Origin of the sequence: Geodermatophilus aquaeductus (assembly GCF_900182545.1) — a bacterium.
GTDB lineage: Bacteria > Actinomycetota > Actinomycetes > Mycobacteriales > Geodermatophilaceae > Geodermatophilus > Geodermatophilus aquaeductus.
On record NZ_FXTJ01000001.1, the window covers coordinates 465,325 to 489,388 of the forward strand.

18 protein-coding genes are annotated in these 24,064 nt (G+C 74.7%); 9 read left to right on the forward strand and 9 right to left on the reverse strand.

What is annotated here, in order from left to right:
- The first annotated feature begins 141 nt into the window (after positions 1 to 141).
- Together FN207_RS02320 and FN207_RS02325 are read left to right on the forward strand one after the other, a co-directional pair.
- The gene (locus FN207_RS02320; RefSeq protein ID WP_246065694.1) at positions 142 to 615 is read left to right on the forward strand and encodes a MarR family winged helix-turn-helix transcriptional regulator; all 474 of its coding nucleotides are present in this window, start codon (positions 142 to 144) and stop codon (positions 613 to 615) included.
- A gap of 97 nt (positions 616 to 712) precedes the next feature.
- Entirely contained in the window at positions 713 to 1,156 is a 444-nt protein-coding gene (locus tag FN207_RS02325; protein WP_142456729.1) for an OsmC family peroxiredoxin, read from the forward strand.
- Between the two features lie 112 nt (positions 1,157 to 1,268).
- On the opposite strand, the gene FN207_RS02330 is transcribed toward FN207_RS02325, so the two are convergent.
- The 7 genes from FN207_RS02330 to dnaK form a co-directional block, all read right to left on the reverse strand.
- Positions 1,269 to 2,936 carry an MFS transporter gene (locus FN207_RS02330; protein WP_246065695.1) on the reverse strand — a complete coding sequence of 556 codons (1,668 nt, stop codon included), beginning with the start codon at positions 2,934 to 2,936 and terminating at the stop codon, positions 1,269 to 1,271.
- Complete coding sequence (locus tag FN207_RS02335; RefSeq protein WP_142456730.1) at positions 2,933 to 3,415, reverse strand: MarR family winged helix-turn-helix transcriptional regulator; 483 nt, start codon at positions 3,413 to 3,415, stop codon at positions 2,933 to 2,935. Before FN207_RS02335 ends, FN207_RS02330 begins: the two co-directional genes overlap by 4 nt.
- A 159-nt stretch (positions 3,416 to 3,574) precedes the next feature.
- Positions 3,575 to 4,054: a MarR family winged helix-turn-helix transcriptional regulator gene (locus FN207_RS02340; protein ID WP_142456731.1), complete on the reverse strand. Its 480-nt coding sequence runs from the start codon at positions 4,052 to 4,054 to the stop codon at positions 3,575 to 3,577.
- 38 nt (positions 4,055 to 4,092) lie between these two features.
- Positions 4,093 to 4,569, reverse strand: a complete 477-nt coding sequence (locus FN207_RS02345; protein ID WP_142456732.1) for a heat shock protein transcriptional repressor HspR — start codon at positions 4,567 to 4,569, stop codon at positions 4,093 to 4,095.
- Positions 4,566 to 5,798 carry a molecular chaperone DnaJ gene (dnaJ, locus tag FN207_RS02350; protein WP_142456733.1) on the reverse strand — a complete coding sequence of 411 codons (1,233 nt, stop codon included), beginning with the start codon at positions 5,796 to 5,798 and terminating at the stop codon, positions 4,566 to 4,568. The genes FN207_RS02345 and dnaJ overlap by 4 nt, the downstream gene beginning before the upstream one ends.
- Before the next feature lie 55 nt (positions 5,799 to 5,853).
- A complete protein-coding gene (gene grpE, locus FN207_RS02355) occupies positions 5,854 to 6,561 on the reverse strand; it encodes a nucleotide exchange factor GrpE (RefSeq protein ID WP_142456734.1) in 708 nt (235 codons plus the stop codon).
- Positions 6,558 to 8,423 (reverse strand): molecular chaperone DnaK, encoded by a 1,866-nt coding sequence (dnaK, locus tag FN207_RS02360; RefSeq protein ID WP_142456735.1) that lies wholly within the window; start codon positions 8,421 to 8,423, stop codon positions 6,558 to 6,560. The genes grpE and dnaK overlap by 4 nt, the downstream gene beginning before the upstream one ends.
- Before the next feature lie 360 nt (positions 8,424 to 8,783).
- Here dnaK and FN207_RS02365 point away from each other — a divergent pair, with 360 nt between their 5' ends.
- From FN207_RS02365 to FN207_RS02375, 3 genes are all read left to right on the forward strand, one after another.
- Positions 8,784 to 9,776: a type IV toxin-antitoxin system AbiEi family antitoxin domain-containing protein gene (locus tag FN207_RS02365; RefSeq protein WP_142456736.1), complete on the forward strand. Its 993-nt coding sequence runs from the start codon at positions 8,784 to 8,786 to the stop codon at positions 9,774 to 9,776.
- A 468-nt stretch (positions 9,777 to 10,244) separates the two neighbouring features.
- On the forward strand, positions 10,245 to 12,539 hold the full coding sequence (locus tag FN207_RS02370) for a (Fe-S)-binding protein (RefSeq protein WP_142456737.1): 2,295 nt from the start codon (positions 10,245 to 10,247) through the stop codon (positions 12,537 to 12,539).
- 141 nt (positions 12,540 to 12,680) lie between these two features.
- Entirely contained in the window at positions 12,681 to 13,958 is a 1,278-nt protein-coding gene (locus tag FN207_RS02375) for an MFS transporter (protein ID WP_142456738.1), read from the forward strand.
- Here FN207_RS02375 and dcd read toward each other — a convergent pair.
- Complete coding sequence (gene dcd / locus FN207_RS27485) at positions 13,924 to 15,567, reverse strand: dCTP deaminase (protein WP_246065696.1); 1,644 nt, start codon at positions 15,565 to 15,567, stop codon at positions 13,924 to 13,926. The two genes, FN207_RS02375 and dcd, sit on opposite strands and share 35 nt — an antisense overlap.
- A 158-nt stretch (positions 15,568 to 15,725) precedes the next feature.
- Here dcd and FN207_RS02390 point away from each other — a divergent pair, with 158 nt between their 5' ends.
- The 4 genes from FN207_RS02390 to FN207_RS02405 all read left to right on the forward strand — a co-directional run bounded on the left by FN207_RS02390 (position 15,726) and on the right by FN207_RS02405 (position 22,906).
- Positions 15,726 to 18,443: a S8 family serine peptidase gene (locus tag FN207_RS02390; RefSeq protein WP_142456739.1), complete on the forward strand. Its 2,718-nt coding sequence runs from the start codon at positions 15,726 to 15,728 to the stop codon at positions 18,441 to 18,443.
- Positions 18,444 to 18,566: 123 nt separating this feature from the next.
- A complete protein-coding gene (locus FN207_RS02395) occupies positions 18,567 to 19,142 on the forward strand; it encodes a PAS domain-containing protein (RefSeq protein WP_221887995.1) in 576 nt (191 codons plus the stop codon).
- Complete coding sequence (locus tag FN207_RS02400) at positions 19,142 to 20,092, forward strand: methyl-accepting chemotaxis protein (RefSeq protein ID WP_142456740.1); 951 nt, start codon at positions 19,142 to 19,144, stop codon at positions 20,090 to 20,092. Before FN207_RS02395 ends, FN207_RS02400 begins: the two co-directional genes overlap by 1 nt.
- Positions 20,093 to 20,227: 135 nt before the next feature.
- On the forward strand, positions 20,228 to 22,906 hold the full coding sequence (locus FN207_RS02405; RefSeq protein ID WP_246065697.1) for an ATP-binding protein: 2,679 nt from the start codon (positions 20,228 to 20,230) through the stop codon (positions 22,904 to 22,906).
- 9 nt (positions 22,907 to 22,915) lie between these two features.
- Here FN207_RS02405 and FN207_RS02410 read toward each other — a convergent pair whose 3' ends face one another.
- The gene (locus tag FN207_RS02410) at positions 22,916 to 24,061 is read right to left on the reverse strand and encodes an RNA polymerase sigma factor (protein ID WP_142456741.1); all 1,146 of its coding nucleotides are present in this window, start codon (positions 24,059 to 24,061) and stop codon (positions 22,916 to 22,918) included.
- Between the last annotated feature and the right edge of the window lie 3 nt (positions 24,062 to 24,064).

Consider the following 24,064-nt stretch of genomic DNA (forward strand, 5'->3'; position numbering starts at 1 on the left):
GAGCCGTCCAACGGTCGAGGAGTTGAGTCTGTTCCGCTCAACCTCGACGGGCACCGACCGGTCGGCGACATTTCGCGTCCGGGGGGTTGACGCTCGACACAACTGCATGCCACGCGACCTGGTTGTCCCTACACTTCTGTCATGACGATGACGAGCGGGGACCCGCACCTCCCCGCCCCGAGCGTGGCCCTCGACGACCAACTGTGCTTCGCGCTGTACGCGGCCTCGCGCGCGATGACCGCCCGGTACCGGCCGATGCTCGAGGAACTGGGGCTGACCTATCCCCAGTACCTGGTCATGATGCTGCTCTGGGAGGAGGACCACCAGACGGTCGGCCAGCTCGGCGCCCGCCTGGCCCTGGACAGCGGCACGCTCTCCCCGCTCCTCAAGCGGCTCACCGCGGCCGGCCTGGTCACGCGGCACCGCCGCGTGGAGGACGAGCGGTCGGTGGCGATCGCGCTCACCGACAGCGGCCGGGCCCTGCGGGACAAGGCCTTCGCCATCTCGCAGGACATGATCTGCGCCCTCGACCTGGACGTGGAGTCCTTCGCCGACCTCAAGCAGACCCTCAACGTGCTGACGCAGCGCGTCACCGAGGCGCCCCGCTCCTCCTGACCCGACGGGTTGCCCGCAACCGATCGGGGTAGGGCCGCCTGGTCCCGCGTGCCGGCGAGACCACGCCGGCACGCCCCCCGACCGGAAGGCAGCCCTGATGCCCACCCGCACCGCACGCACCGCCTGGAACGGCACCCTCGAGCAGGGCTCCGGCCAGGTCGAGCTGACCAGCTCGAAGGTCGGCACCTACGAGGTGAACTTCCCCAAGCGCGCTGCCGACGACGCCGGCGGCACGACCAGCCCCGAGGAGCTCGTCGCGGCGGCCCACTCCGCGTGCTTCGCGATGCAGCTGTCGGCCAACATCGCCCAGGCCGGCGGCACGCCGCAGTCCCTCGAGGTGCAGGCCGACGTCTCCCTCGGCCCGGACCAGGCCAACGGCGGCTTCACGCTCACCGGCATCACGCTCACCGTGCGCGGCGAGGTCGACGGCCTCGACGCCGCCGCCTTCGAGAAGGCCGCCCAGGAGGCCAAGGCCGGGTGCCCCATCAGCAAGGCGCTGGCCGGCGTCGACATCACCCTGGACGCCGCCCTCGAGTCCTGATGTAAGGACCCCCTGCCCCCCGCCACTCGCGAGCTCGCGGCGGGCCCCTGCAGCGGGGCCGAAAACGACGGCCCGCTCCCCTGCCGGGGAGCGGGCCGTCGTCGTCGGGAGGTCAGGCGGCGTCGGCCACCGTCGGCCGGGACTCGCGCTGCAGCCGCTCCTCGCCGCTCTCGGTGCGCAGGGCGACCTCGTGGATCAGCACGATGGCCGCGACGGCGACCACGGCGATGATCGCCGAGACGAGGAAGATCCGGCCGGTCGCGTCGCCGTAGGACACCCGGATGAGCTCCTGGATGGCCGGCGGCGCGTCCTTGAGGTCGGCCAGCCCGACGCTGCCCGAGCCGGTGCCGGCCGCGGCCAGCTCCGGCGGCAGGCCGGCCGCGATCAGGTCGCCGACCCGGTTGCTGAGCACCGCGCCGAGAACCGAGACGCCGATGGTGCCGCCCAGGCTGCGGAAGAACGCCACGGCGGAGGACGCCGCGCCGAGGTCGGTGGCGGCCACGGTGTTCTGCACCGCGAGCACCAGGTTCTGCATCGTCATGCCGATGCCGACGCCCAGGACGAACAGGAAGACGCCGAGCAGCACCATGTTCGTCTCGTGGTCGATCGTCGCCAGCAGGGCGAAGCCGGCGGTGACCAGCAGCGAGCCGGCCACGAGGAACCGCTTCCACCGGCCGTGGCGGGTGATGAGGATGCCCGACACGGTGGAGGAGACCAGCAGGCCGCCGACCATGGGGATCGTCAGCAGGCCGGCCGCCGTCGGCGAGTAGCCGCGGGAGATCTGCAGGTACTGGCCGAGGAAGACCGTCGAGCCGAACATCGCGACACCGATGGCGACGCTGGCCACGATCGCGAGGGTCGTCGTCCGGTCGCGGAACAGCCGCAGCGGGACGATCGGCTCGGCCGCCCGGAGCTCGGTGACGACGAAGGCGACGATGGCCACGACGCTGCCGGCGAGGAACAGCGCCGTCTCGACCGAGGCCCACGCGAACTGGTCGCCGGCGAGGGTGACCCAGATGAGCAGCCCCGAGACGCCGGCGGTCAGGAACGCGGCACCGAGGTAGTCGATGCGCACCCGGCGCCGGGTCACCGGCAGGTGCAGCGTGCGCTGCAGCAGCACCAGCGCGACGACGGCGAAGGGGACGCCGACGTAGAAGCACCAGCGCCAGCCGAGCCAGCTGGTGTCGACCAGCAGGCCGCCGAGCAGCGGGCCGCCGACGGTGGCCACGGCCATGACACCGCCGAGCAGGCCGGAGTACCGGCCGCGCTCGCGGGGGCTGATCATCGCGGCCATCGCGATCTGGACCAGCGCCTGCAGGCCGCCGAGGCCCAGACCCTGGAGCACGCGCCAGCCGATGAGCGTGCCCACCGACTGCGACAGGCCGGCCAGCATCGAGCCGACGATGAAGATGACGATCGACAGCTGGATCAGCAGCTTCTTGCTGAACAGGTCGGAGAGCTTGCCCCAGATCGGCGTGGACGCCGTCGAGGCCAGCAGCGTCGCGGTGACCACCCAGGTGTACTGGCTCTGGCTGCCGCGCAGGTCGGTGATGATCGTGGGCAGGGCGTTGGAGACGACGGTCGAGGACAGGAACGCCACGAACATCGCCAGCAACATCCCCGAGAGCGCCTCGAGGATCTGCCGGTGCGTCATGCGCCCCTGTTGCTCGGCGGGCGCCTGCGTCCCCGGTGCGGCCGCGCTCGGCTCGCGGGTGGTGGTCACGGTGCTCCTGGACTGCTCGGTGCGGGTGGGGGACTGCTCGGTGCGGGAAGTGGTCACGGGGCGGCCCCGACGGCGGGGCGGGCCGGCGGCTGCGCGGCGCGGTCGAGGTCGTCGGTCAGCCGCTCGATCAGCGCGCTGAGCAGGCGGGCGTCGTCCTCGTCCCAGCCGGCGAGGGCCTCGACGGCCCATTCCGCGCGCAGCGCACGGGTCTGGGCGAGCGCGGTGGCGCCGGCGGGCGAGAGCCGGATGAGGCTGGCGCGCCCGTCGTGCGGGTCGGGCCGGCGCTCGACCAGGCCGGACCGCTCGAGGGCGGTCACCTGGCGGCTGGCGACGGAGACGTCGACACCGGCCTGCGCGGCCAGCGCGCTGCAGCGCTGCTCGCCGTCGCGCTCGAGCGGGACGAGCAGCGCCCAGCCGAAGGAGGGCAGCTCGCCGTAGAGGGAGTCCGCCGCGCGGCTGGACAGGTGCCGGCCGGCCCGGACGAGACAGGCGATGCCGGCGGTGAGCCGCTCGCGCGTCGAGGTGGAGAGGGGCATGGCGTCCTCGTCGAGAGGTGATTGCAGACCGCAACCATACATCCGGTTGGTTGCTGTCTACAACCAGCTACCTCTCCGGCGTGTTCCGCACACACGACGACGGCGCCCGGACCGAGGAGGTCCGGGCGCCGTCGGGTGTCCGTGGATCGGGCGGGCGGGTCAGGAGGGCGGGACCGTGCCCGCCTCGCGCGCCTCGCCCAGCCGGTTGAGCCGGGCCAGCAGCTCACCGAGGACGGTGATGTCCTCGGCCGGCCAGCCGGAGAGGTCGGCCTCCCAGCGCTCGCGCCGCGCGTTCCGGATCCGGGCCAGCCGGGCCGCACCCTCGGCCGTCGGGGTGAGCACCTGGGCCCGGCCGTCGGCGGGGTCGGCCTCGCGGTCGACCAGGCCGAGGGCGACCAGCGAGGACACCTGCCGGCTGACCGTGCTCTTGTCCAGGCCGAGGCGGGCGACCAGGTCGCTGGCGCGCAGCGGGCCGGCGTCGGCCAGGAGCGCCAGCAGCCCGTAGGCCGCGCCGTCGAGGTCGGGGTGCAGCTCGCGGGCCAGGCGGGCCGAGATCGCCCGCGACCGGCGCAGCAGCAGCCCGATCTCGCGCTCGAGCCGCACGAAGGACTCGTGCGGGTCCGCGGGCGTGCTCGTCACGTCCCCATCCACGACGGCGGCGCCGCGGGGGTTCCCGCTCACCGCTGCGACTCCCGCGGGCGCCACACGACCAGCGCGGAGGTCGCCTGCCGCAGCGGCACGATGTCGGTGCCCACGAGGTCGCGGCCGTAGCCGCTGGCGAGCGCCGACTCGGCCGACATCCGGCGGTGCTCGGACCGCTCGAGCTCGCCGATCAGCTCGTGCACCCGCTGCTGCAGGGCCTCGACCTGCGACTCCAGGTCGATGATCCGCTTGATGCCAGCCAGGTTGACGCCGTCCTCCTGGGACAGGCGCTGGACCTCCCGCAGCAGCGCGACGTCCCGCGGGCTGTAGCGGCGCCCGCCACCGGGTGTACGGCCGGGGGTGACCAGGCCGAGCCGGTCGTACTGGCGCAGCGTCTGGGCGTGCATGCCGGCCAGCTGCGCGGCCACCGAGATGACGAACACGGGGGCGTCGTCGGCCACGGCGCGGGCACCGTCGGCGCGCTCGCGGCCCCCGGTGCCCGGGGCGCTCACCGGGTGCTCCCGCGCTCGGCGTTGCGGGCCTGGGTGGCCGCGGTGATCTGCGGCCGGGGGTCACCCAGTTCGGCGTCGAGGGTCTTCACCGCCCGCTCGGCCTCGGCCGACAGCCGCTGCGGAACGGCGACCTCGACGGTCACCAGCAGGTCGCCGTTGCGGCCGCGGCCGGGCACTCCCCTGCCCCGGACCCGCAGCGTGCGGCCACTCGCGGTGCCGGCGGGCACCTTGAGGGTGACGTTGCCGTCCAGCGTGGGGACGGTCAGCGTCGTCCCGAGGACGGCCTCGGGGAAGGTGATCGGCACGGTGAGGGTGAGGTCGTCACCCTTACGGCTGAACAGGTCGTGGTCGCTGACGTGCACGACGACGAACAGGTCGCCCGCCGGACCGCCGCGCCGCCCGGGCGCGCCCTTGCCGGCCAGCCGGATGCGCTGGCCGTCCTTGACGCCGGCCGGGATCCGCACGGTGATGGTGCGGGTCTGGGTGGTGACGCCGTCGCCGTGGCAGGTCGGGCACGGGTCGTCGACCACCTGGCCGGTGCCGCGGCAGGCGCGGCACGGCTCGGAGAAGGCGAACGCGCCCTGGCTGCGACTGGTGACGCCGGCCCCGCCGCAGACCTCGCAGGTGTGCGGCGAGGTGCCGGGCCTGGCCCCGGTGCCGGTGCAGGTCGGGCAGGTGCCCGGGCTCTGCATCCGCAGCGGCACGGTGACACCGAGGACGGACTCCTCGAACGAGAGCGTCGCCTCGGTCTCGACGTCCTGCCCGCGGGCCGGCCCGGACGCCGCCTGGGAGCGGGCCCGGGCCGAGCCCGGCGCGGCACCGCCGCCGCCGCCGCCGCCGAACAGGCCGCCGAAGAGGTCGCCCAGGCCGCCGGCGCGCGCGCCGGCCCCGGAAGCGGCCTGGCCGAAGAGGTCACCCAGGTCGAACGGCTGTCCGCCGCCCGAGCCCGGGAACCCGCCGGGGAAACCGGCCCGCGCCCCGGCGCCGCCGGAGCCGAACAGCCGCCGGGCGTCGTCGTACTCGCCGCGCCGCTTGGGGTCGGAGAGCACGTCGTAGGCCTCGGAGACCTCCTTGAAGCGGGCCTCGGCGTCGGCGTTGCCCGGGTTCTTGTCCGGGTGCAGGTCCCGCGCCAGCGCGCGGTAGGCCTTCTTGATCTCCGCGGCGTCGGCGCCCTGGGAGACGCCGAGCGCGGCGTAGTAGTCCTTCTCGATGAAGTCCCGAGTGCTCATCGGGCGCCTCCTCCCTGGTCCTCGTCGGTCCGCATGTCGCGGTCGGTCGCGGCGGTCAGCCGGCGGCCGGGGTCTCCCCCGGCGCACTCTCGCCGGCCGGCTCGGGCGCGGCGCCCGAGGGCTCGCTCACCGACACCATCGCCGTCCGCAGCACGCGGTCGCCGCGGCGGAAACCCGGCCGCAGGACCGTCGTCGCGGTCGGCACGGTGACCTCGTCGGACGTGTCGTGGAGGACCGCCTCGTGCAGCGACGGGTCGAACGGGTCGCCGGCGACGCCGAAGGCCTCCACGCCCAGGCCGTCGAGCAGCCCGAGGACGCGGTCGGCCACGACCTTGAAGGCGCCGGTCAGGTCGCCGTGGTCCCGGGCCCGCTCGATGTCGTCGACGATCGGGAACAGCTGGGCGGCGAACCGCTCGGCCGCCTGGTCGACGACGAGCGTGCGGTCGCGGTCGACCCGCCGCCGGTAGTTGGCGTACTCCGCGGTGACCCGCTGGAGGTCCTCGGTGCGCTCGGCCAGCTGGCGCGACAGGTCACCGTCGGCGGTGCTGTCGGCCGGCGCCTGGACGGGCGCCTCCGGGACGGCCGTCTCGTTCTCGGTCATCTGCTCCCCTGGCGATGGGTGGGCCGGTGTCTGTTCCGGAGCCGGGCGGGGCGGGACGCCGGCCGGCTGCTCGCCGGCCGGCGTCCGCACCTCACCGCTGACGGGGTCGATCCGCCGCTTGTCACGGATCACGACCCGCGGCTGCTCGTCCCCCTGGCTCATCGGCGGTCGGTGTCCTCGTCGACGATCTCGGCGTCGACGACGTCGTCGTCGCCGGACGGGGCCGACGCGCCGGCGGCACCCGCCGGGCCGGCACCGTCACCGGTCGCGGCACCCGCGTCGGCCTGCTGGGCGTAGAGCGCCCCGCCGACCTCCTGCGAGACGCGGGCGACCTTCTCCTGCGCCGACTTGATCGCGGCGATGTCCGAGCCGCCGAGGGCGGAGCGCAGCTCGGTCAGGGCCTCGCCGAGCTCCTCCTTCTTGTCGGCCGGGATGCGCTCGCCGTTCTCCGCGAGGAACTTCTCGGTCTGGTACTGCAGCGACTCGGCGAGGTTGCGGGTCTCGGCCTCGTCGCGGCGGCGCTTGTCCTCCTCGGCGTGGGCCTCGGCGTCGCGCATCATCCGCTCGATGTCCTCCTTGGGGAGGGCCGAGCCGCCGGTGATGGTCATCGACTGCTCCTTGCCCGTGCCGAGGTCCTTGGCGTGGACGTGCACGATGCCGTTCGCGTCGATGTCGAAGGCGACCTCGATCTGCGGGACGCCGCGCGGCGCCGGCGGCAGGCCGGTCAGCTCGAACATGCCGAGCTTCTTGTTGTACATCGCCATCTCGCGCTCGCCCTGGAAGACCTGGATCTGCACGGAGGGCTGGTTGTCGTCGGCCGTCGTGAAGATCTCGGAGCGCTTGGTCGGGATCGTGGTGTTGCGCTCGATGAGCTTGGTCATGATCCCGCCCTTGGTCTCGATGCCCAGGGACAGCGGGGTGACGTCGAGCAGCAGGACGTCCTTGACCTCGCCCTTGAGGACACCGGCCTGCAGCGCGGCGCCGATGGCGACGACCTCGTCGGGGTTGACGCCCTTGTTGGGGTCCTTGCCGCCGGTCAGCTCGCGCACCAGCTCGGTGACGGCCGGCATGCGGGTCGAGCCACCCACCAGGACGACGTGGTCGATCTCGCCGACGGAGATGCCGGCGTCGCGGATCGCCTGGTTGAACGGCGCGCGGGTGCGGTCGAGCAGGTCCTGGGTGAGGCGCTGGAACTCCGCGCGGGTCATCGTGACGTCGAGGTGCAGGGGGCCCTCGGCGCCGGCGGTGATGTAGGGCAGGTTCACGTTGGTCGACTGCGCGCCGGACAGCTCGATCTTGGCCTTCTCGGCGGCCTCGCGGAGCCGCTGCATGGCCAGCTTGTCCTTGGACAGGTCGATGCCGTTCTGGGCGTTGAACGTCTGCACCAGGTGCTTGACGACCCGCTCGTCCCAGTCGTCGCCGCCGAGGTGGTTGTCACCGGCGGTGGCCTTCACCTCGATGACGCCCTCGCCGATCTCGAGCAGCGAGACGTCGAAGGTGCCGCCGCCGAGGTCGAAGACGAGGATCGTCTGCTCGGTCTCGCCCTTGTCCAGACCGTAGGCCAGCGCGGCCGCGGTGGGCTCGTTGACGATGCGCAGGACGTTGAGGCCCGCGATCTCGCCGGCCTCCTTGGTGGCCTGGCGCTGCGCGTCCTCGAAGTAGGCCGGGACGGTGATGACGGCGTCGGTCACCGGCTCGCCCAGGTAGGTCTCGGCGTCGCGCTTGAGCTTCTGCAGGATGCGGGCGCTGATCTCCTGCGGCGTGTACTTCTTGCCGTCGATCTCGCCGGTCTGCCACGTCGTGCCCATGTGGCGCTTGACCGACCGGATGGTGCGGTCGACGTTGGTGACCGCCTGGTTCTTCGCCGACTGGCCCACCAGGACCTCGCCGTTCTTGGCGAAGGCCACGACCGAGGGCGTGGTGCGCGAGCCCTCGCTGTTGGCGATGACCGTCGGCTCGCCGCCCTCCAGGACGGTGACGACGGAGTTGGTGGTGCCGAGGTCGATGCCGACCGCTCGTGCCATGGAGCTGGCTCCTCTTCCGTGTGCGGTGTGGTGCGGGTGTCAGGGGGTCGGTCGAGGGAGCGTCTCGCCTTGCGCGAGGTCCACTCAACTTTCCTGCCCAGACTAACGGCAGACCGCGCGGAGGTGTTCCCGGGGGCCGGTACACGACACCGTCGTCCCGCTACCGCTACCGCTACCGCCACCGCCACCGCCGCCGCCGCCACTGGCCGGCCGGACACCACCCTCACCGCGCGGTGCCCGACCTCGCGTTGCGGGGTGGGGTCGGGCACCACACGGGGAGGGCGATCCACACCTCCGGCCGCCCTCCACAGTCCGGCGCCCTTCGACCTGAGGAGGGAGGGAGCCCGCCACGGTGACGGTGTGCACCCCGTTCTCCGCGCCGCGGCCGAGCGCCAGTGGGGCCTGTTCACCGCCGTCGACGCGCGCCGCGCGGGCTACGGCCACGACGAGATCCGCGTCCTGTGCGCCACCGGCGGCTGGGTGCGCCTGCGCCGCGGCGTCTACACGACCGCGGCCCGACTGGCCGACCTCGGGGACCGTCGGCACGGCGTGGACTGCCTGGCGGCCCTGCTCTCCCTCGACCGGCCCGGCGCCGTCGTCAGCCACGGCTCGGCCGCCCTGCTCTTCGGCCTGCCGGTCTGGACGGGGCTGGACCCCACCGTGCGGCTCACCGACCCGGCGCAGTGGCGGGCGGGTTCGGCCTTCCGCATGTCGTGCGCACCCCTGAGCCCCGGCGAGGTCGTTCGGCGCGGCCCCTTCCGGCTCACCTCGACGGCCCGCACCCTGGTCGACTGCGCCCGGGAGTGGCCGCTGGAGGACGCCGTCGTAGCCATGGACGCCGCCCTCCTGGCCGGGTGGACGACACCCCAGGACCTCTCGCACGCGGTGGCAGCGCAGGCATCCTGGCGTGGCGCACCGCGGGCGCGGCGTGCGATCGGGCTGGCCGACGGGCGCGCAGAGTCCCCGCTGGAGACGCGCGGACGGCTGCGCATCCTCGGGGCGGGGCTGCCCACCCCGGAGCTGCAGGTCGAGATCCGGAGCGACGGGCGGCTCGTCGGCGTCGTCGACGCGTGGTTCGACGACGCCGCGGTCGCCGTCGAGTTCGACGGGCGGGTGAAGTACACCCGGCCGTGGCGCGACCGCTCCGCCGCACAGGTCCTGTGGGAGGAGAAGCGGCGCGAGGACGAACTCCGCGCCCTGGGCATCCGCGTCGTCCGCATCGCCGACGCCGACCTCGGCGACCCCTGGCCGGCCACGGCCGACCGCGTGGCCGGGCTGCTCGGCACGCCCGGGCCGGCGACCCGGCCGTTCACGGCCACCCCCCGGGCCCTCGGGCGACGGCAGTCCGCGTGAGCAGACCGCGCCGCGTGGTGCCCGCCCTCGCGCCGCAGCGTGAGGTCGGGCACCACACGGCGAGGACGGCGAGGTGGGGATGGCGGCGCGGGGTCCGGGCGGAGTTCCAGCGGCGGTGACCGGGGCGTGATGCGGGCCCGTGAGCCCGGTCACCTCCCTGGCGGACGGCGCAGCGCCAGAAACACCGGCGCGACGTGTTCCACGCCTGCAGGGAATCGGCGAACGTGCAGCTCGGCGCGGTGCGAGTGGACGGGGAGCACCGTCGGAGGGGCCGGATCGGGGCGCGGCGCCCACGGTTACCAGCGAGTAACCTGCGCGTCGGCCAGCTATCGTGCTGGGCTGCGTGGGCACAGCCGCCCGCGCGCGATCCGCCGCCGGCCCCGCGGGCCGGTGACGGCGGCGAGACCCCTCTCGCCGGCCGGTGCGGACGGAGCCAACCGACGCCGGCAGGCGTGGGGAGAGGGAATCATGACGGGCCCCCTGCAGGTCGTGCTGGGCACGATCAGCGTGCTGTTCCTCATCGTGGCCGTCGTCTTGGCCTACCGGGCGGTGCGCGCGATGGTGCGCATCATCCGCACCGGCCAACCCGACAGCACCCGCAACGGACCGGTCGGCCCGCGGCTGAAGACCCTCGTGGTCGAGTCGCTCGGCCACACCCGGATGCTCAAGTGGTCGGCCATCGGCGCCGCCCACTGGTTCGTGTTCGTCGGCTTCTACGGCCTGTTCCTCACGCTGGTCGAGGCCTTCGGTGAGGTCTGGAACCCGGCCTTCCACCTGCCGCTCATCGGCGAGTGGGGCATCTGGAACCTGTTCGCCGACGTCATCGGCACCGGCACGATCCTCGGCATCCTGTACCTGATCTACCGGCGCCAGAAGGACCACCCGCGCCGCCAGGGCCGCACCAGCCGCTTCGCCGGCTCCAACGAGGGTCGCGGCTACTTCGTCGAGGCCGTCGTCCTGACCGTCGGCGTCTGCATCCTGCTGATCCGCGCGCTGAAGATCTCCTCCGGCCTGACCGAGGCCCCCACCTGGTCGCACCCGGTCTCGAGCCTGGTCGCCACGGTGCTGCCCGACAGCCCCGACCTGCTCAGCGTCGTCGCGTTCGTGAAGATCGTCGTCTCGCTCGCCTGGCTCGTGGTGATCAGCCGCATCCTCAACATGGGCGTCGCCTGGCACCGCTTCAGCGCGTTCTTCAACATCTACTGGAAGCGGAACGACGACGGCAGCGTCGCGCTCGGCCCGCTGCAGCCCATGACCTCGAACGGCAAGCCGATCGACTTCGAGGACCCGGGCGAGGACGACGTCTTCGGTCGCGGCAAGATCGAGGACTTCACCTGGAAGGGGATGCTCGACTTCACGACCTGCACCGAGTGCGGGCGGTGCCAGAGCCAGTGCCCTGCCTGGAACACGGGCAAGCCGCTGTCTCCCAAGATGGTGATCATGGACCTGCGGGACCACCTGTACGCCAAGGCCCCGTACCTGCTCGGTGAGAAGACGGCGTCGGAGACCGCCCCCGACTACGACATCCTCAAGCCCAGCGACGAGCAGGTCTGGGCCTCGGGCTACGCCCGCATCGAGGGCACCAACGACGCCCAGGCACACCGCCCGCTGGTGGGCACCCTCGAGGAGGGCGGGGTCATCGACCCCGACGTGCTGTGGAGCTGCACCAACTGCGGCGCCTGCGTCGAGCAGTGCCCGGTCGACATCGAGCACGTCGACCACATCGAGGACATGCGCCGCTACCAGGTGCTCATCGAGTCGAACTTCCCGTCCGAGGCCGGCGTGATGCTGCGCAACCTCGAGAACCGCGGCAACCCCTGGGGCGTCAGCCCGAGCACCCGCGAGGACTGGATCAAGGAGGTCGACTTCGAGGTCCGCATGGCCGACGGCCCGCTGCCCTACGACGTCGAGTACCTGTTCTGGGTCGGCTGCGCCGGCGCCATCGACGACCGCGCCAAGAAGGTCACCAAGGCCGTCGCCGAGCTGCTCAACACGGCGGGCGTCGAGTTCGCCGTCCTGGGCTCGGGCGAGACCTGCTCGGGCGACCCGGCCCGCCGCATGGGCAACGAGTTCGTCTTCCAGATGATGGCCCAGGAGAACGTCGAGACCCTCAACGGCGTCTTCGAGGGCCGCGTGCCGGGCACCCGCAAGATCGTCACCACCTGCCCGCACTGCTTCAACTCGCTGGGCCGCGAGTACCCGCAGGTCGGCGGCGAGTACGAGGTCGTGCACCACACGCAGCTGCTCAGCCAGCTGGTGGAGGAGGGCCGGCTCACCCCGGTCACCCCGGTCGACCGCAAGGTCACCTACCACGACCCGTGCTTCCTCGGCCGGCACAACAAGGTCTACACGCCGCCGCGGGAGATCCTCGACAGCGTGCAGGGCCTCTCCACCCAGGAGATGCACCGCTGCAAGGACCGCGGCTTCTGCTGCGGCGCCGGCGGCGCGCGCATGTGGATGGAGGAGAAGATCGGCAAGCGGATCAACGTGGAGCGCACCGAGGAGGCCCTCGGCCTCGACCCGGACGTCATCTCCACCGCGTGCCCGTTCTGCATCACGATGCTGTCGGACGCCCTGACGTCGAAGAAGCAGAACGGCGAGGCCGCCGAGCACGTCGAGGTCCTCGACGTCAGCCAGATCCTGCTCCGCTCGATGGCGCCGGTCGGCACCCCGGGCACCGAGCACGGCGCCGAGGTCGGCACCGCCGACGACGACGTCGCCGGCACCGGCTCGGCCGCCACGGGACACGGCCCGCAGGCGTAGCGCAGCAGCACCCCGACGGACGCCGTCGGCGAGGTCCACCCTCGCCGGCGGCGTCCGTCGTCTGCGGGGGCATGTCCACGCGAACGGTTGGCCTGTGCACCCGCCTCCGGCCGCGGCGGGGGACGGGGGGACCATCGACGGGTGACCCGCACGGCCGACGACGCTCCCCCGATCCCCACGGCCGGCGACTCCCGGCGCGGCCTGCTGCTCGTCGCGATCGCGATCGTGCTGACCGCCGCGAACCTGCGGACGGCGGTGACCACGGTCGGCCCGGTGCTCGAGGAGCTCGAGGAGGGCCTCGGCGTCTCCAGCGCGGCGGCCGGCGTGGTGACGACGCTGCCGGTGCTGTGCTTCGCGGCCATCGGGTTCGCCGGTCCGCCGCTGGCCGCGCGGTTCCGCGACGCGCACGTGCTCGCCGGCGCGCTGCTGACGATGGCCGCCGGGCTGGTGCTGCGGGCCGTCGTCGACTCCTTCCCGCTGTTCCTCGCCGGCACCGTGCTGGCCATGGTCGGCGGGGCGCTGGGCAACGTGCTGCTGCCCGGCCTGGTCAAGCGCTGGTTCCCCGAGCGGACCGGGCTGCTCATCGGTGCCTACAGCGCCAGCATGGCCATCGGCGGCGCCGTCGCCGCGGTCTCCACCGCCCCGATCGCCGCCGCCGTCGGCCCGGGCGGCTGGCGCTGGGCGCTGGGGGTGTGGGCGGTGCTGGCGCTGGTCGCCGCGGTGCCGTGGTTCCTGACGCCGCGCCAGCCCGGCGCCGGCCGCGCGGCGCACCGCGCGGTGCGGATGCGCCCGCTGGCGCGCAGCCCGCTCGCGCTCACCATGGCGGCCTTCTTCGGGCTGCAGGCGATGCAGGCCTACGTGGTCATGGGTTGGTCGGCCCAGTACCTGCGCGACTCGGGGCTCAGCGCCGCGGCCGCCGGGCTGCTGCTCGGGATCAACTCCGTCGTCGTCATCCCGGTCAACGCCGTCGTCCCGTCGCTCACCGTCCGGCAGCGCTGGCAGCGGCCGCTGCTGCTGGGGTTCATGGCCTGCTACGCCGTCGGCTGGACCGGGCTGTGGATGGCGCCGCGCACGCTGCCGTGGCTGTGGATGAGCGTGCTCGCCGTCGGCATGGGGACCTTCAGCATGGTGCTGGCGCTCATCGGCGTGCGCGCCCGGACGCCGGAGACGACCGCCGCGCTGTCCACGGTCACGCAGGGCTGGGGGTACGTGCTGGCCGGCACCGGCCCGCTGCTGGTCGGCGTGCTGCGCGGGGCGACCGGCGGCTACACCGGCATGTTCGTGCTCATCGCCGTCGCCACGGTGGGGCTCACGGTCACCGGGTGGCTGGTCACCCGGGACCGCTACGTCGACGACGAGGTGCCCGGCTGGTCGCCCGCGGAGGTCAGCCCTGCGGGCGCCGCGTCTCCGCGCGCGTGAAGTTGCGGAACGACCGCGACGGCGTCGGCCCGCGCTGGTCCTGGTAGCGGGAGCCGTAGACCTCCGAGCCGTAGGGGTGCTCGGCCGCGCTGGAGAGCCGGAACAGGCACAGCTGGCCGATCTTCATCCCGGGCCACAGCGTGATCGGCAGGTTGGCCACGTTGGACAGCTCCAGCGTGATGTGACCGGAGAAACCCGGGTCGACGAAGCCCGCCGTCGAGTGGGTGAGCAGTCCGAGACGCCCCAGGGACGAGTTGTGCGTCGGGATGTAGGAGTCGCCGATCAGGAACATCCCGCTGGGCGACGACACCTGGATGCACCGCACGGGGACGGTCGACACCTCACGGACGGCGCGGATCGCGCGGAACTCGTGACCGCGGTCGTCGGTCTTCACCCGAGCGGCCTTGCGGGCGAGCCGGAACACCGACACGCGCCGGGGCGTGAACTTCACCTGGAAGGCCGGGCCGCAGTCGATGCCGTTGAGCATCGCCCGCTTCTTCCTCCGCGTCGGCCGGAGGCCGAGGCTGGCCGCGAGCTCGTGCACGGCCCAGGCGAGGTCCTCGCGCGTGTTGCTGAACTCGCACCGCCCCTGGTCGTCGATGTAACCGTCGGAGTCCATCAGGCCCTGCAACAGCGCCAGCCGCTGCGCGGGATCGGCTGTCAGGTAGCGAGCCGGGACGTGCTTGTCGCCGAGCACGCCGAGGGCGCGGAGGTCGCTGCTCAGCGAGCCGTTCGCGCCGAACCGGCCACCGTCGCCGCGTCGGTGCTCGTGGCCGTCGTGGCGGACCGCACCTCCGAGCCGGTACGCCGACGGGGCCGTGGCGGGCCAGACCGCATAGCCGGCCGCCTCGAAGTGCGCGAGGACCTCCTCGTCGCCGGCACCGACGGTGATCTCGCCCTTGGTGCTGGTGCCGTCACCGAGCCAGTAGCCGAGGACGTAGGGGTCCACGGGCAGGTCAGCGGTCGGGTACCGGGCCGGCCCGGCCAACGCGACGTGGTGGTTGTACTCGCCGCCGTAGTGCAGCGTGCGGGCGATCTCGTCGGTGGTTCGCTGCGCCGACCGGCGTGGCCGGCCGGGTCGCCGTTCCGGCTTCGTCGTGGTCACCCAGAGGTGTGCGGCGTCGGCGATGAACACCGAGCCGTCGCTGAACTCCACCTCGCGGCACGGCCGGCCGAGCATCACCTCGGTGGCGGCGACCACGCGGCAGGGAGCGCCGTTCTCGTCGAACACCTCGTCGCCCACGGCGAGGGCGCCCATCGTCGTCCACCCGGTCGGGGTGGGGACGGAGGTCTCCAGGGCCAGCGCCTTGCCCTCGAGCCTCGCGGCGAGGTCGTCGGGGATCGAGACGACCTCGAGCGTGGAGCCGAGGACGAACTCCCCGGGGTGCAGCACGAACGGCTCGTCGCCGTCGGGCTCGACCAGCGTGGTGAGGTCGTCCTGCTGCTGCGCCGGGTCGATGTGCGTGTACCGGGCGTTGTTGAAGACCCGGAAGAAGCGGTCGAGCCGGACGTCGATGCTCGAGGGCTGCACCAGCCCCGCGTCGTGCGGCTCGATGCCGAGACGCCCCTCGGCGATCGCGGCGCGGATGTCGCGGTCGGACAGCAGCATGGCGCGGAGTCTAGGGAGCACGCCACCTCCCCCCATCGGGTCACCGCCGCCGGACCCGGCTCGAGACCGGCTCCGCCGCCGCCGAGGTCCCCCTGCCGGCCCATCGGAGGACCGGCCGCCGGCCGGGCAGGGGACCCGGGCCGGGGAGGAGGCCCGACGTGGCGACGCTCCGCAGGCGCACACAGGCGGTCGTGCTGGTCACGGCCGCGGCCACCGGCTTCGCCGGGGCGGCGACGGTGGCCGCACTGGCCGCACCCGCCGTCGCCGTGGCCGACGGCTGGGGACCCGGTGACGGCCTGGACCGCTACGTGGTCACCGCCGACGCCGCCGACGCCTCCGCGCTGCTGGCCCCGCTGGCGGCCCTCGACGGCGTGGCCAGCGCCCAGCCGCTCAGCGACGGCCGCGCGCTGGTGGCCACCGACCGGCTCTCCGCCGACGACCTGGCCGCCGTCGACGGCGTCGCCTCCGTCGAGGTCTCGCCGAGCCTGCCGGTCCTCGGCACCGTCAGCGACCCCTACGTGCCGTCCTACGGCTGGAACCTGGTCAACACCGGCACCAACGCTCCCGGGCAGGGCGCCGTCCCGGACGCCGACACCGACGCTCCCGACGGGTGGGCCGGCGGCACCGGCTCCGGCGTCGTCGTGGCCGTCGTCGACACCGGCTACGACAGCGACCACGAGGACCTCGCCGGCGCGCTGTGGACCAATCCCGCCGAGCCCTGCGGCACCCGCGACACCGACGGCAACGGCAAGGCCGGCGACTGCCACGGCTGGAACTTCACGACCAACTCGCCCGACGTCGACAACGGCGCCGGCGGCGAGCACGGCGCGGGCGTGTCCGGCGCGGTCGGCGCGCGGACCGGCAACAACCGCGGCACCGCGGGCGTCGCGCCCGACGTGACGATCATGCCGCTGGTCGTGGGCAGCGGCGGCGGCGTCGACGCGATGCTGGGCGCCGAGGCCATCCGCTACGCCGCCGACCACGGCGCCGACGTCGTCAACGCCTCCTGGGGCGGCTCGATGAGCGGCGCGGCGCTGGAGTACCTGCGCTCGGCCATCGCCTACGCGGGCAGCAAGGGCGTCGTCGTGGTGGCCGCCGCCGGCAACGACGCCGCCGACCGCGACCGCTACCCGCTCTACCCGGCCGCCTACGCCGAGCCCAACCTGCTGACCGTCGGCGCGAGCACGGCGGCCGACACGGTGAGCTCCTTCTCCGCGTACGGCGCCACGACCGTCGACCTGTTCGCCCCGGGCACCCAGGTCTTCACCACCGCCAACAGCGGTGGCTACGAGCTCGTCAGCGGCACCTCGATCGCCGCGCCCCAGGTGGCGGGCGCGGTCGCGCTCTACCGGGCGGCCTTCCCGGACCTCAGCGCGGCCGCCCTGCGCTCCGCCGTGCTCGCCGACGTCGACCCGGTCGCGGCCTTCCGTGGCCGGTCGGTGAGCGGCGGCCGGCTGTCGGTGTCGGGCCTGGCCACCGCCGGCGTCGGCGCCGTCGAGTACGGCTTCACCTCGATGACCGCCGCGCCGGGCACCGTCACCCCGCGGGTGGCGGTCAGCGGCACCGTGGCGCCGGGCTCCTTCGCCGTCACCCTCGGCCTGGGCATGCAGTACCAGGGCAGCACCTGGGCCGTCGCCGACGTCCCGGTCGTCCTCGACGGCGCCACCGTGACCACGGACGATGACGGGCAGGCCACCTTCTCCCTCGGCGCCCGCACCTCCCTCGCCGGGCTGGTCCTGGCGCCGTCGGTGCCCCTGCCCGAGGGCCGTTACGTCCTCACCGTGCAGCTCACCCGCGACGGCGCGACGGTGGGCGGCACCCGCGCGGCCCCGCTCGTGGTCGGCGCGCCGGCCCCGTCGGGGGGTCCGTCGGGCGGCACCACCCCGGGCGGCACGACCCCGGGCGGCACCGGCACGCCCGGCACGGGCACCCCGGCCACCCCGGGCACCGGCGGCTCCGGCTCGACCGGGGGCGGGACGGGGAGCGGCACGGGAACCGGCACCGGCTCCGGCTCGGGCGGCACCGGGACGCCCGGCTCCGGCACCACGGCACCCAGCGGCCCGACCGGCGGCAGCACCGCCCCGGGCGGCCCGTCGGGCGGCACGACCCCTGGCGGCACCACCCCCGAGGGGAGCGGCACGGGCACCGGGACCGGTCCGGGGACCGGCACGGGCACGGGCACGGGGAGCGGCACGGGAACGGGCACCGGGACCGGCAGCGGCTCTGGGTCCGGTAGCGGCTCGGGGTCCGGCAGCGGCTCCGGCGGGTCGGGCTCCGGCTCGGTGACCCCCACCCCCACCCCCGGCACGACCACGCCGACCCCGGGCACCGGCGGCCAGCAGACCTACCCGGGCACCGGCACCTTCCGCATCACCTCGATCAGCCCGGTGCGGGTGTCGGTGGCCGGCGGGACCGAGGTCCGCGTGACCGGCCTGGCGCTCCCGGTGGGCGCGCGGGTGCTCGTCGGCTCGTCCGGCGCGGCCACCGTGGTCCGCTCGAGCACCACCGAGGTCGTCTTCCGGTCCCCGGCCCGCGTCGCCGGGCGGTACGACGTCACGGTCTTCGCCCCCGACGGCCGGTCCGAGGTGCTCCCGAGCGTCCTCGAGTACGTGGCGGCGGCCACGGGCGGCACCGCGCCGACCCCGGGCACCGGCGGGTCAACGCCCGCCCCCACGCCGGCCCCGTCGTCCCCGGGTGCCGGCAGCACGCCCACGCCGGGCGGCAGCAGCGGCGGCGCGGCCCCGACGGGGCCGTCGGAGGTGACCGGTCCCGGGAGCGTGCGACTGGTCCGCTCGGCTCGCTGGGACGCGGTGCCGGCGTCGGTCTGGTCGCTGGACTGCGCGTCGTCCTGCCGCGGTCTGGTGCTGCGCGCCTGAGCCACCGAGTGAGCCGACGGCCGGGCCGGGGACCTCCCCGGTCCGGCCGTCGGCGTTTCGGGTCGCGTCCGGCCGCTCCCTGCCGATACCTGCGGGGACGACGACCCGCAGGAGGACACCCGCGTGCTCGACACCCACCCGCGGACCGCGGTGCGCGCCACCCGGACGGCCGTGCGCCCCACCGGGAAGGAGCGGACCTTCGCGGCCGACGAGCTGATCGTCTCCAAGACCGACCCGCGCGGGGTCATCACCTACGCCAACGACGTCTTCCTGCGGGTGGGCGCCTACTCCCTCGACGAGGTGATCGGGCAGCCGCACAACCTGATCCGCCACCCCGACATGCCGCGCGCGGTCTTCCAGCTGCTGTGGGACACCCTCTCCGACCGCCGCGAGCTGTTCGCCTACATCCAGAACCTCGCCGCCGACGGCGCGTCCTACTGGGTGCTCGCCCACGTGACGCCCTCCTACGGCGCCGACGGCTCGGTCGTGGGTTACCACTCCAACCGCCGCCGGCCCTCCCGCCGCGCGGTGGACCGCATCCGGCCCCTCTACGAGCGCCTCCTGGCCGAGGAGCGGCGCCACCCGAACGCCCGCGCGGCCGTCGCGGCGTCGTCGGAGCTGTTCGGGCGGCTGGTCGCCGAGCAGGCGGCCTCGTACGAGGACCTGGTGTGGTCGGTCATCGGCGAGGAGGAGGACTGATGGCACGCTCCCGCACCCGTTCCGACGCCGCGGAGCTCGAGGTCTACCGCGCGTTCGTGCGGCGGCTGACCCAGACCTGCGAGGCGGCCGCCCGCGGCGACCTCGAGGCCCGCGCCGTGCCGGTCGACGGCTCCGACGCCGTCCCCGAGCTCGTCGCCCTGCAGCACGGGGTGAACCGCGCGCTGGACGTCAGCGACGCCTTCGTCCGGGAGTCGCGGGCCGCGCTCGCCTCGGCCGCCGAGGGCCGCCACCACCGCAAGGTGCTCCGCACCGGGCTGCAGGGCGCCTACCGGCACGCGGCGACCGACATCAACGCCGCCCGCGACGCGATGCGCGAGACGGCCGGGCGGGTCACCGAGGCACAGACCTCGCGGCTGCGGCTGGCCGACGAGTTCGAGTCGGTCGTGCTGGCGATGAGCGAGCAGGTGGCGACGGCGGCCACGGAGATGAGCGCGTCGGCGGCCGGGCTGACCAGCGCGGCGTCCGCGGCGTCGGCCGAGGTGGGCAACGCCACCGGCACGCTGGGGTCCCTCACCCGCACCTCCGCCGAGATCCGCGAGGTCATCGCCCTCATCGAGTCGGTGGCCGCGCAGACCCGGCTGCTGGCGCTCAACGCCACCATCGAGGCCGCGCGCGCCGGGGAGGCCGGCAAGGGCTTCGCCGTCGTCGCCTCCGAGGTCAAGGACCTCGCCGACCAGACGGCGCAGGCCACCGAGCGGGTGACCGCGCAGGTCGAGGCCATCCGCGCCGCCTGCGACGACGTCACCGCCGTCATCGGCTCGGTCGGCGACACGGTGACCGACATGAACGGCCTGGTCGACGGGATCGCCGCGGCGGTCGACGGCACGGCGTCCCTGGGCACCGCCGACACCGACGTCACCGGGCTGTCCCGGATGGCCGAACGGCTGCGCTCGGAGGCCACCGGCTTCCTGGCCGTCATGCGCCGCTGACCTCGGCAACGACACCGCGGGCGCCCAGTGAGCGCATGTACCGTGCAGCCAACGGGGAGCCGCTGCGGCTCCCGACGTCATGACGCCAGGGCGGGGGTCCGCCCGGCGTCCGCACTCGTGTGCCTGGAGGTGTGCGTGGCACCGGATCCCGTCGCCGGGACCGGGATCCAGGACGTCGCACCGGGCCCCGGCACGGAGGACGTCTTCGCCGGCGGCAGCGAGAACGGGCGCCTGATGGCGGCCTTCGACTGGTCGACGACGCCGATCGGGCCGGTGCAGACCTGGCCGGCCAGCCTCCGCTACGCCGTCCGCACGGTCCTGGCCTCGCGGTTCCCGATGATCCTGACCTGGGGTCCGGAGTACACGCAGTTCTACAACGACGCCTACGCCGAGCTCATCGGCGCGAAGCACCCCGGCGCCATCGGCGACGACCTGCGCATCACGCTGGCGGAGGGCTGGGCGGCGCTGCAGCAGCCGGTCGAGCACGCCATGGCCACCCGCGAGGCCTCGTGGATCCCGCAGCTGCTCCTGCTGCTGGAGCGCGCCGGCTACCGCGAGGAGACCTACTTCACCGTCTCCCACGCCCACGCCCCCGCCTTCGGCGACGACGGCGAGGTCGCCGGGATGCACGCGGTCTGCACCGAGGTCACCCGGCAGGTGGTGGCCGAGCGGCGGCAGCGGCTGCTGCACGAGGTCTCCACCGCCGCCGGGCGCCGCGAGGACGAGCGCGACCTCGCCGCCCAGGTGTGCGCCGCGCTCGCCGCCGACCCGCTCGATGTGCCCTTCGCCGCCGTGTACCTCACCGGCGAGGACGCCCGGCTGCACCGGGTGGCCACCGTCGGGGTCGACGCCGACGCGCTGCCGGCCACGGCGCGGGGGGCCGCCGACCTGCGGGGCGTCGACGCCGCCGCGCTGCACGTGCCCGGCGGGCCCTTCGGCGACGAGGTGACCGCGGCCGTGGCGCTGCCGCTGTCCGGCGGCGCCGGACGCGAGCCGGTCGGGGCGCTGCTGGTCGGCGTCAGCCCCAACCGCGCGCTGGACGAGGAGTACCGGACCTTCCACCAGCTGCTCGCCGCACAGGTCGCGGGCGCGGTCACCGACGCGCGCGCCTACGCCGCCGAGCGCGCCCGCGCCGAGGCGCTCGCCGAGCTCGACCGGGCCAAGACGACCTTCTTCTCCGACGTCAGCCACGAGCTGCGCACGCCGCTGACCCTGCTGCTCGCCCCGATCACCGACGCCCTCGCCGAGTCCGGCGGGGAGCTGCCGGCACCGGTCCGCGACCAGCTCACCCTCGCCCTGCGCAACGGCCAGCGGCTCAGGCGGCTGGTCGACGACCTGCTGGAGTTCGTCAGCATCGAGGCCGGGCGCACCGCGGCGGTGCGGGTGGCCACCGACCTGGCCGCCACCACCGCCGAGTTGGCCGGCGTGCTGCGGGCCGCCGCCGAGCGGGCCGGGCTGACCCTCGCCGTGGACTGCCCGCCGCTGCCCCGGCCCGCCGCGGTCGACCCGCGGATGTGGGAGAAGGTCGTCCTCAACCTCGTCGCGAACGCGGTCAAGTACACCTTCGTCGGCGGCATCACCGTCGCCCTGCGCCCGGACGGCGACGCCGTGGTGCTGCGGGTCTCCGACACCGGCGTGGGCATCCCCGCCGCCGAGCTGCCGGCGCTGTTCGAGCGGTTCCACCGGGTGACCGACTCCCCCGCGCGCAGCCGCGAGGGCACCGGGCTCGGGCTGGCGATGGTCCGCGAGCTGGTCGGCCTGCACGGCGGCACCGTGGCGGTGGAGAGCGAGCCCGGCAGCGGCAGCACGTTCACCGTCCGGCTGCCCTTCGGCGAGCCCGACAGCGACGCCGCCCCTCCGCCGTCGCCGGCCGGGGTCCGCGCGGCCGCCCTCACGCCCTGGGACGACGACCTGGGCTGGCGGGGCCGCGCCGCCGAGCCGCTGGGCACCGTGCTCGTGGTCGACGACAACGCCGACATGCGCGCCTACCTCACCCGGCTGCTGTCGCCGTCGTGGACGGTGCGGACGGCGCCCGACGGCGAGGAGGCGCTGCGCGACGTCGCGCGGGTGTGCCCCGACGTGGTGCTGACCGACGTGATGATGCCGGGCCTCGACGGGTTCGGGCTGCTCCGCGCCCTGCGCGACGACCCGGGCACGCGCGCCGTCCCGGTGGTCATGCTCACCGCGCGGGCCGGTCAGGAGGCCGCCGTCGAGGGCTTCGACGCCGGCGTCGACGACTACCTGCCCAAGCCGTTCGAGTCCGCCGAGCTGCTCGGCCGGCTGCGTGCGGTGCTCGAGCGCTCGCGGGGACGGCGGGCGCCGGTGCCCCCGCCCGCCCCGTCGGCGGCCGCGCCCACTCTCCCACCGCGGCGACCGCGCGCGACCGCGTCCTCCCCGGAGACCATGCCGTTGCCCCTGCCGCCGTCCCGGACGGCCGGCGCCACGACGACGGCCTGGCGGTTCCCCTCCCGCCCGTCGTCGATCCCGGTGCTGCGCCGACGGCTGCGGGCGCTGCTCCTCGACGCCGGCCTGGACGACGACCGCGTCTACGACCTCGTCCTGGCCGCCTGCGAGGCCGCCACCAACGCCGTCGAGCACGCGCAGGACCCCGTCGAGCCCGTCGTCGACGTCCGGGTGACCCTCGACGACGGCGCGGTGGAGATCGCGGTGCGCGACCACGGGCAGTGGAGGGAGCGGACCTCGAGCATGGACCGCGGCCGCGGCTCGATGCTCATGAGCGCGTTCGCCGACATCACCGCCGTGCCCGGCCCGGCGGGGACCACGGTGACGATCCGCAGCCCCCGCCCCGCCTGACCCGACCGCTCACCCGCGCAGGAGCGTGTTCAGCCGCGCCGCCTGGCGGGTGAGGTGGTCGCGCTCGGCCAGGTTCGGCGCCGACCGGGCGGCCTCGGCGTAGAGCCGGGCCGCGGTGCCGAGGTCGCCGTCCCGCTCGTGCAGGTACGCCGCGACCGCGGCGTGGCGGGGCAGGGCGGGATCGAGCTCCGACAGCGCGGCCAGCCCGGCCCGGGGGCCGTCCGCCTCACCGACGGCGACCGCGCGGTTGAGGCGGGCGACCGGGCTGCCGGTGAGCCGCACCAGCTCGTCGTACCACTCCACGATCTGCACCCAGTCGGTCTCCGCGGCCGTGCGGGCGTCGGCGTGCAGGGCCGCGATCGCGGCCTGCGCCTGGTACTCCCCCAGCCGGTCGCGGGCCAGGGCGGCCTGGAGGACGTCGACCCCCTCGGCGGCGAGCCGGGTGTCCCACAGGCCGCGGTCCTGCTCGGCGAGGGGGACGAGGCTGCCGTCGGGCCGGGTCCGCGCCGGGCGCCGCGCGGAGTGCAGCAGCATCAGCGCGAGCAGGCCCGCGACCTCCTCGTGGTCGATCGCGGCGGCGAGCCGGCGGGTGAGCCGGATCGCCTCCGCGGCGAGGTCGACGTCCCCGGAGTAGCCCTCGTTGAACACCAGGTAGAGCACCCGCAGGACGGTGCCGACGTCGCCGGGCCGGTCGAGGCGGACGCCGGAGACGGTCCGCTTGGCCCGGCTGATGCGCTGGGCCATGGTCGCCTCGGGGACGAGGTAGGCCTGCGCGATCTGCCGCGTGGTCAGGCCGCCGACCGCGCGCAGGGTGAGCGCGACCGCCGAGGCCGGTGTCAGGGACGGGTGGGCGCACAGGAAGTACAGCTGCAGCGTGTCGTCCACCTCGGTGCCCGGCCCGGGCGCCGGCTCGTCGTGGACGACGACCTCGCGCCGCTGCCGGGAGGTGTCGGCGCGCACGGCGTCGAGGAACCGGCGCCACGCCACCGCCACCAGCCACCCCTTCGGATCCCGCGGCGGGTCGTCCGGCCAGGTCCGCACGGCCTCGACCAGGGCGTCCTGGACGGCGTCCTCCGCCGCCGCGAAGTCGGCTCCGCGGCGACGGAGGACGCCGATCACGCCGGGGACGACCGCCCGGAGGAGGGCCTCGTCCACCCG

Excerpts from the sequence above, each read along its gene's own strand:
- FN207_RS02320 (WP_246065694.1), top strand. The coding sequence starts at position 142 with ATGACGATGACGAGCGGGGACCCGCACCTCCCCGCCCCGAGCGTGGCC.
- FN207_RS02325 (WP_142456729.1), top strand. The coding sequence starts at position 713 with ATGCCCACCCGCACCGCACGCACCGCCTGGAACGGCACCCTCGAGCAG.
- FN207_RS02335 (WP_142456730.1), bottom strand. The coding sequence starts at position 3,415 with ATGCCCCTCTCCACCTCGACGCGCGAGCGGCTCACCGCCGGCATCGCC.
- dnaJ (WP_142456733.1), bottom strand. The coding sequence starts at position 5,798 with ATGAGCACTCGGGACTTCATCGAGAAGGACTACTACGCCGCGCTCGGC.
- grpE (WP_142456734.1), bottom strand. The coding sequence starts at position 6,561 with ATGAGCCAGGGGGACGAGCAGCCGCGGGTCGTGATCCGTGACAAGCGG.
- dnaK (WP_142456735.1), bottom strand. The coding sequence starts at position 8,423 with ATGGCACGAGCGGTCGGCATCGACCTCGGCACCACCAACTCCGTCGTC.
- FN207_RS02370 (WP_142456737.1), top strand. The coding sequence starts at position 10,245 with ATGACGGGCCCCCTGCAGGTCGTGCTGGGCACGATCAGCGTGCTGTTC.
- dcd (WP_246065696.1), bottom strand. The coding sequence starts at position 15,567 with ATGCTGCTGTCCGACCGCGACATCCGCGCCGCGATCGCCGAGGGGCGT.
- FN207_RS02400 (WP_142456740.1), top strand. The coding sequence starts at position 19,142 with ATGGCACGCTCCCGCACCCGTTCCGACGCCGCGGAGCTCGAGGTCTAC.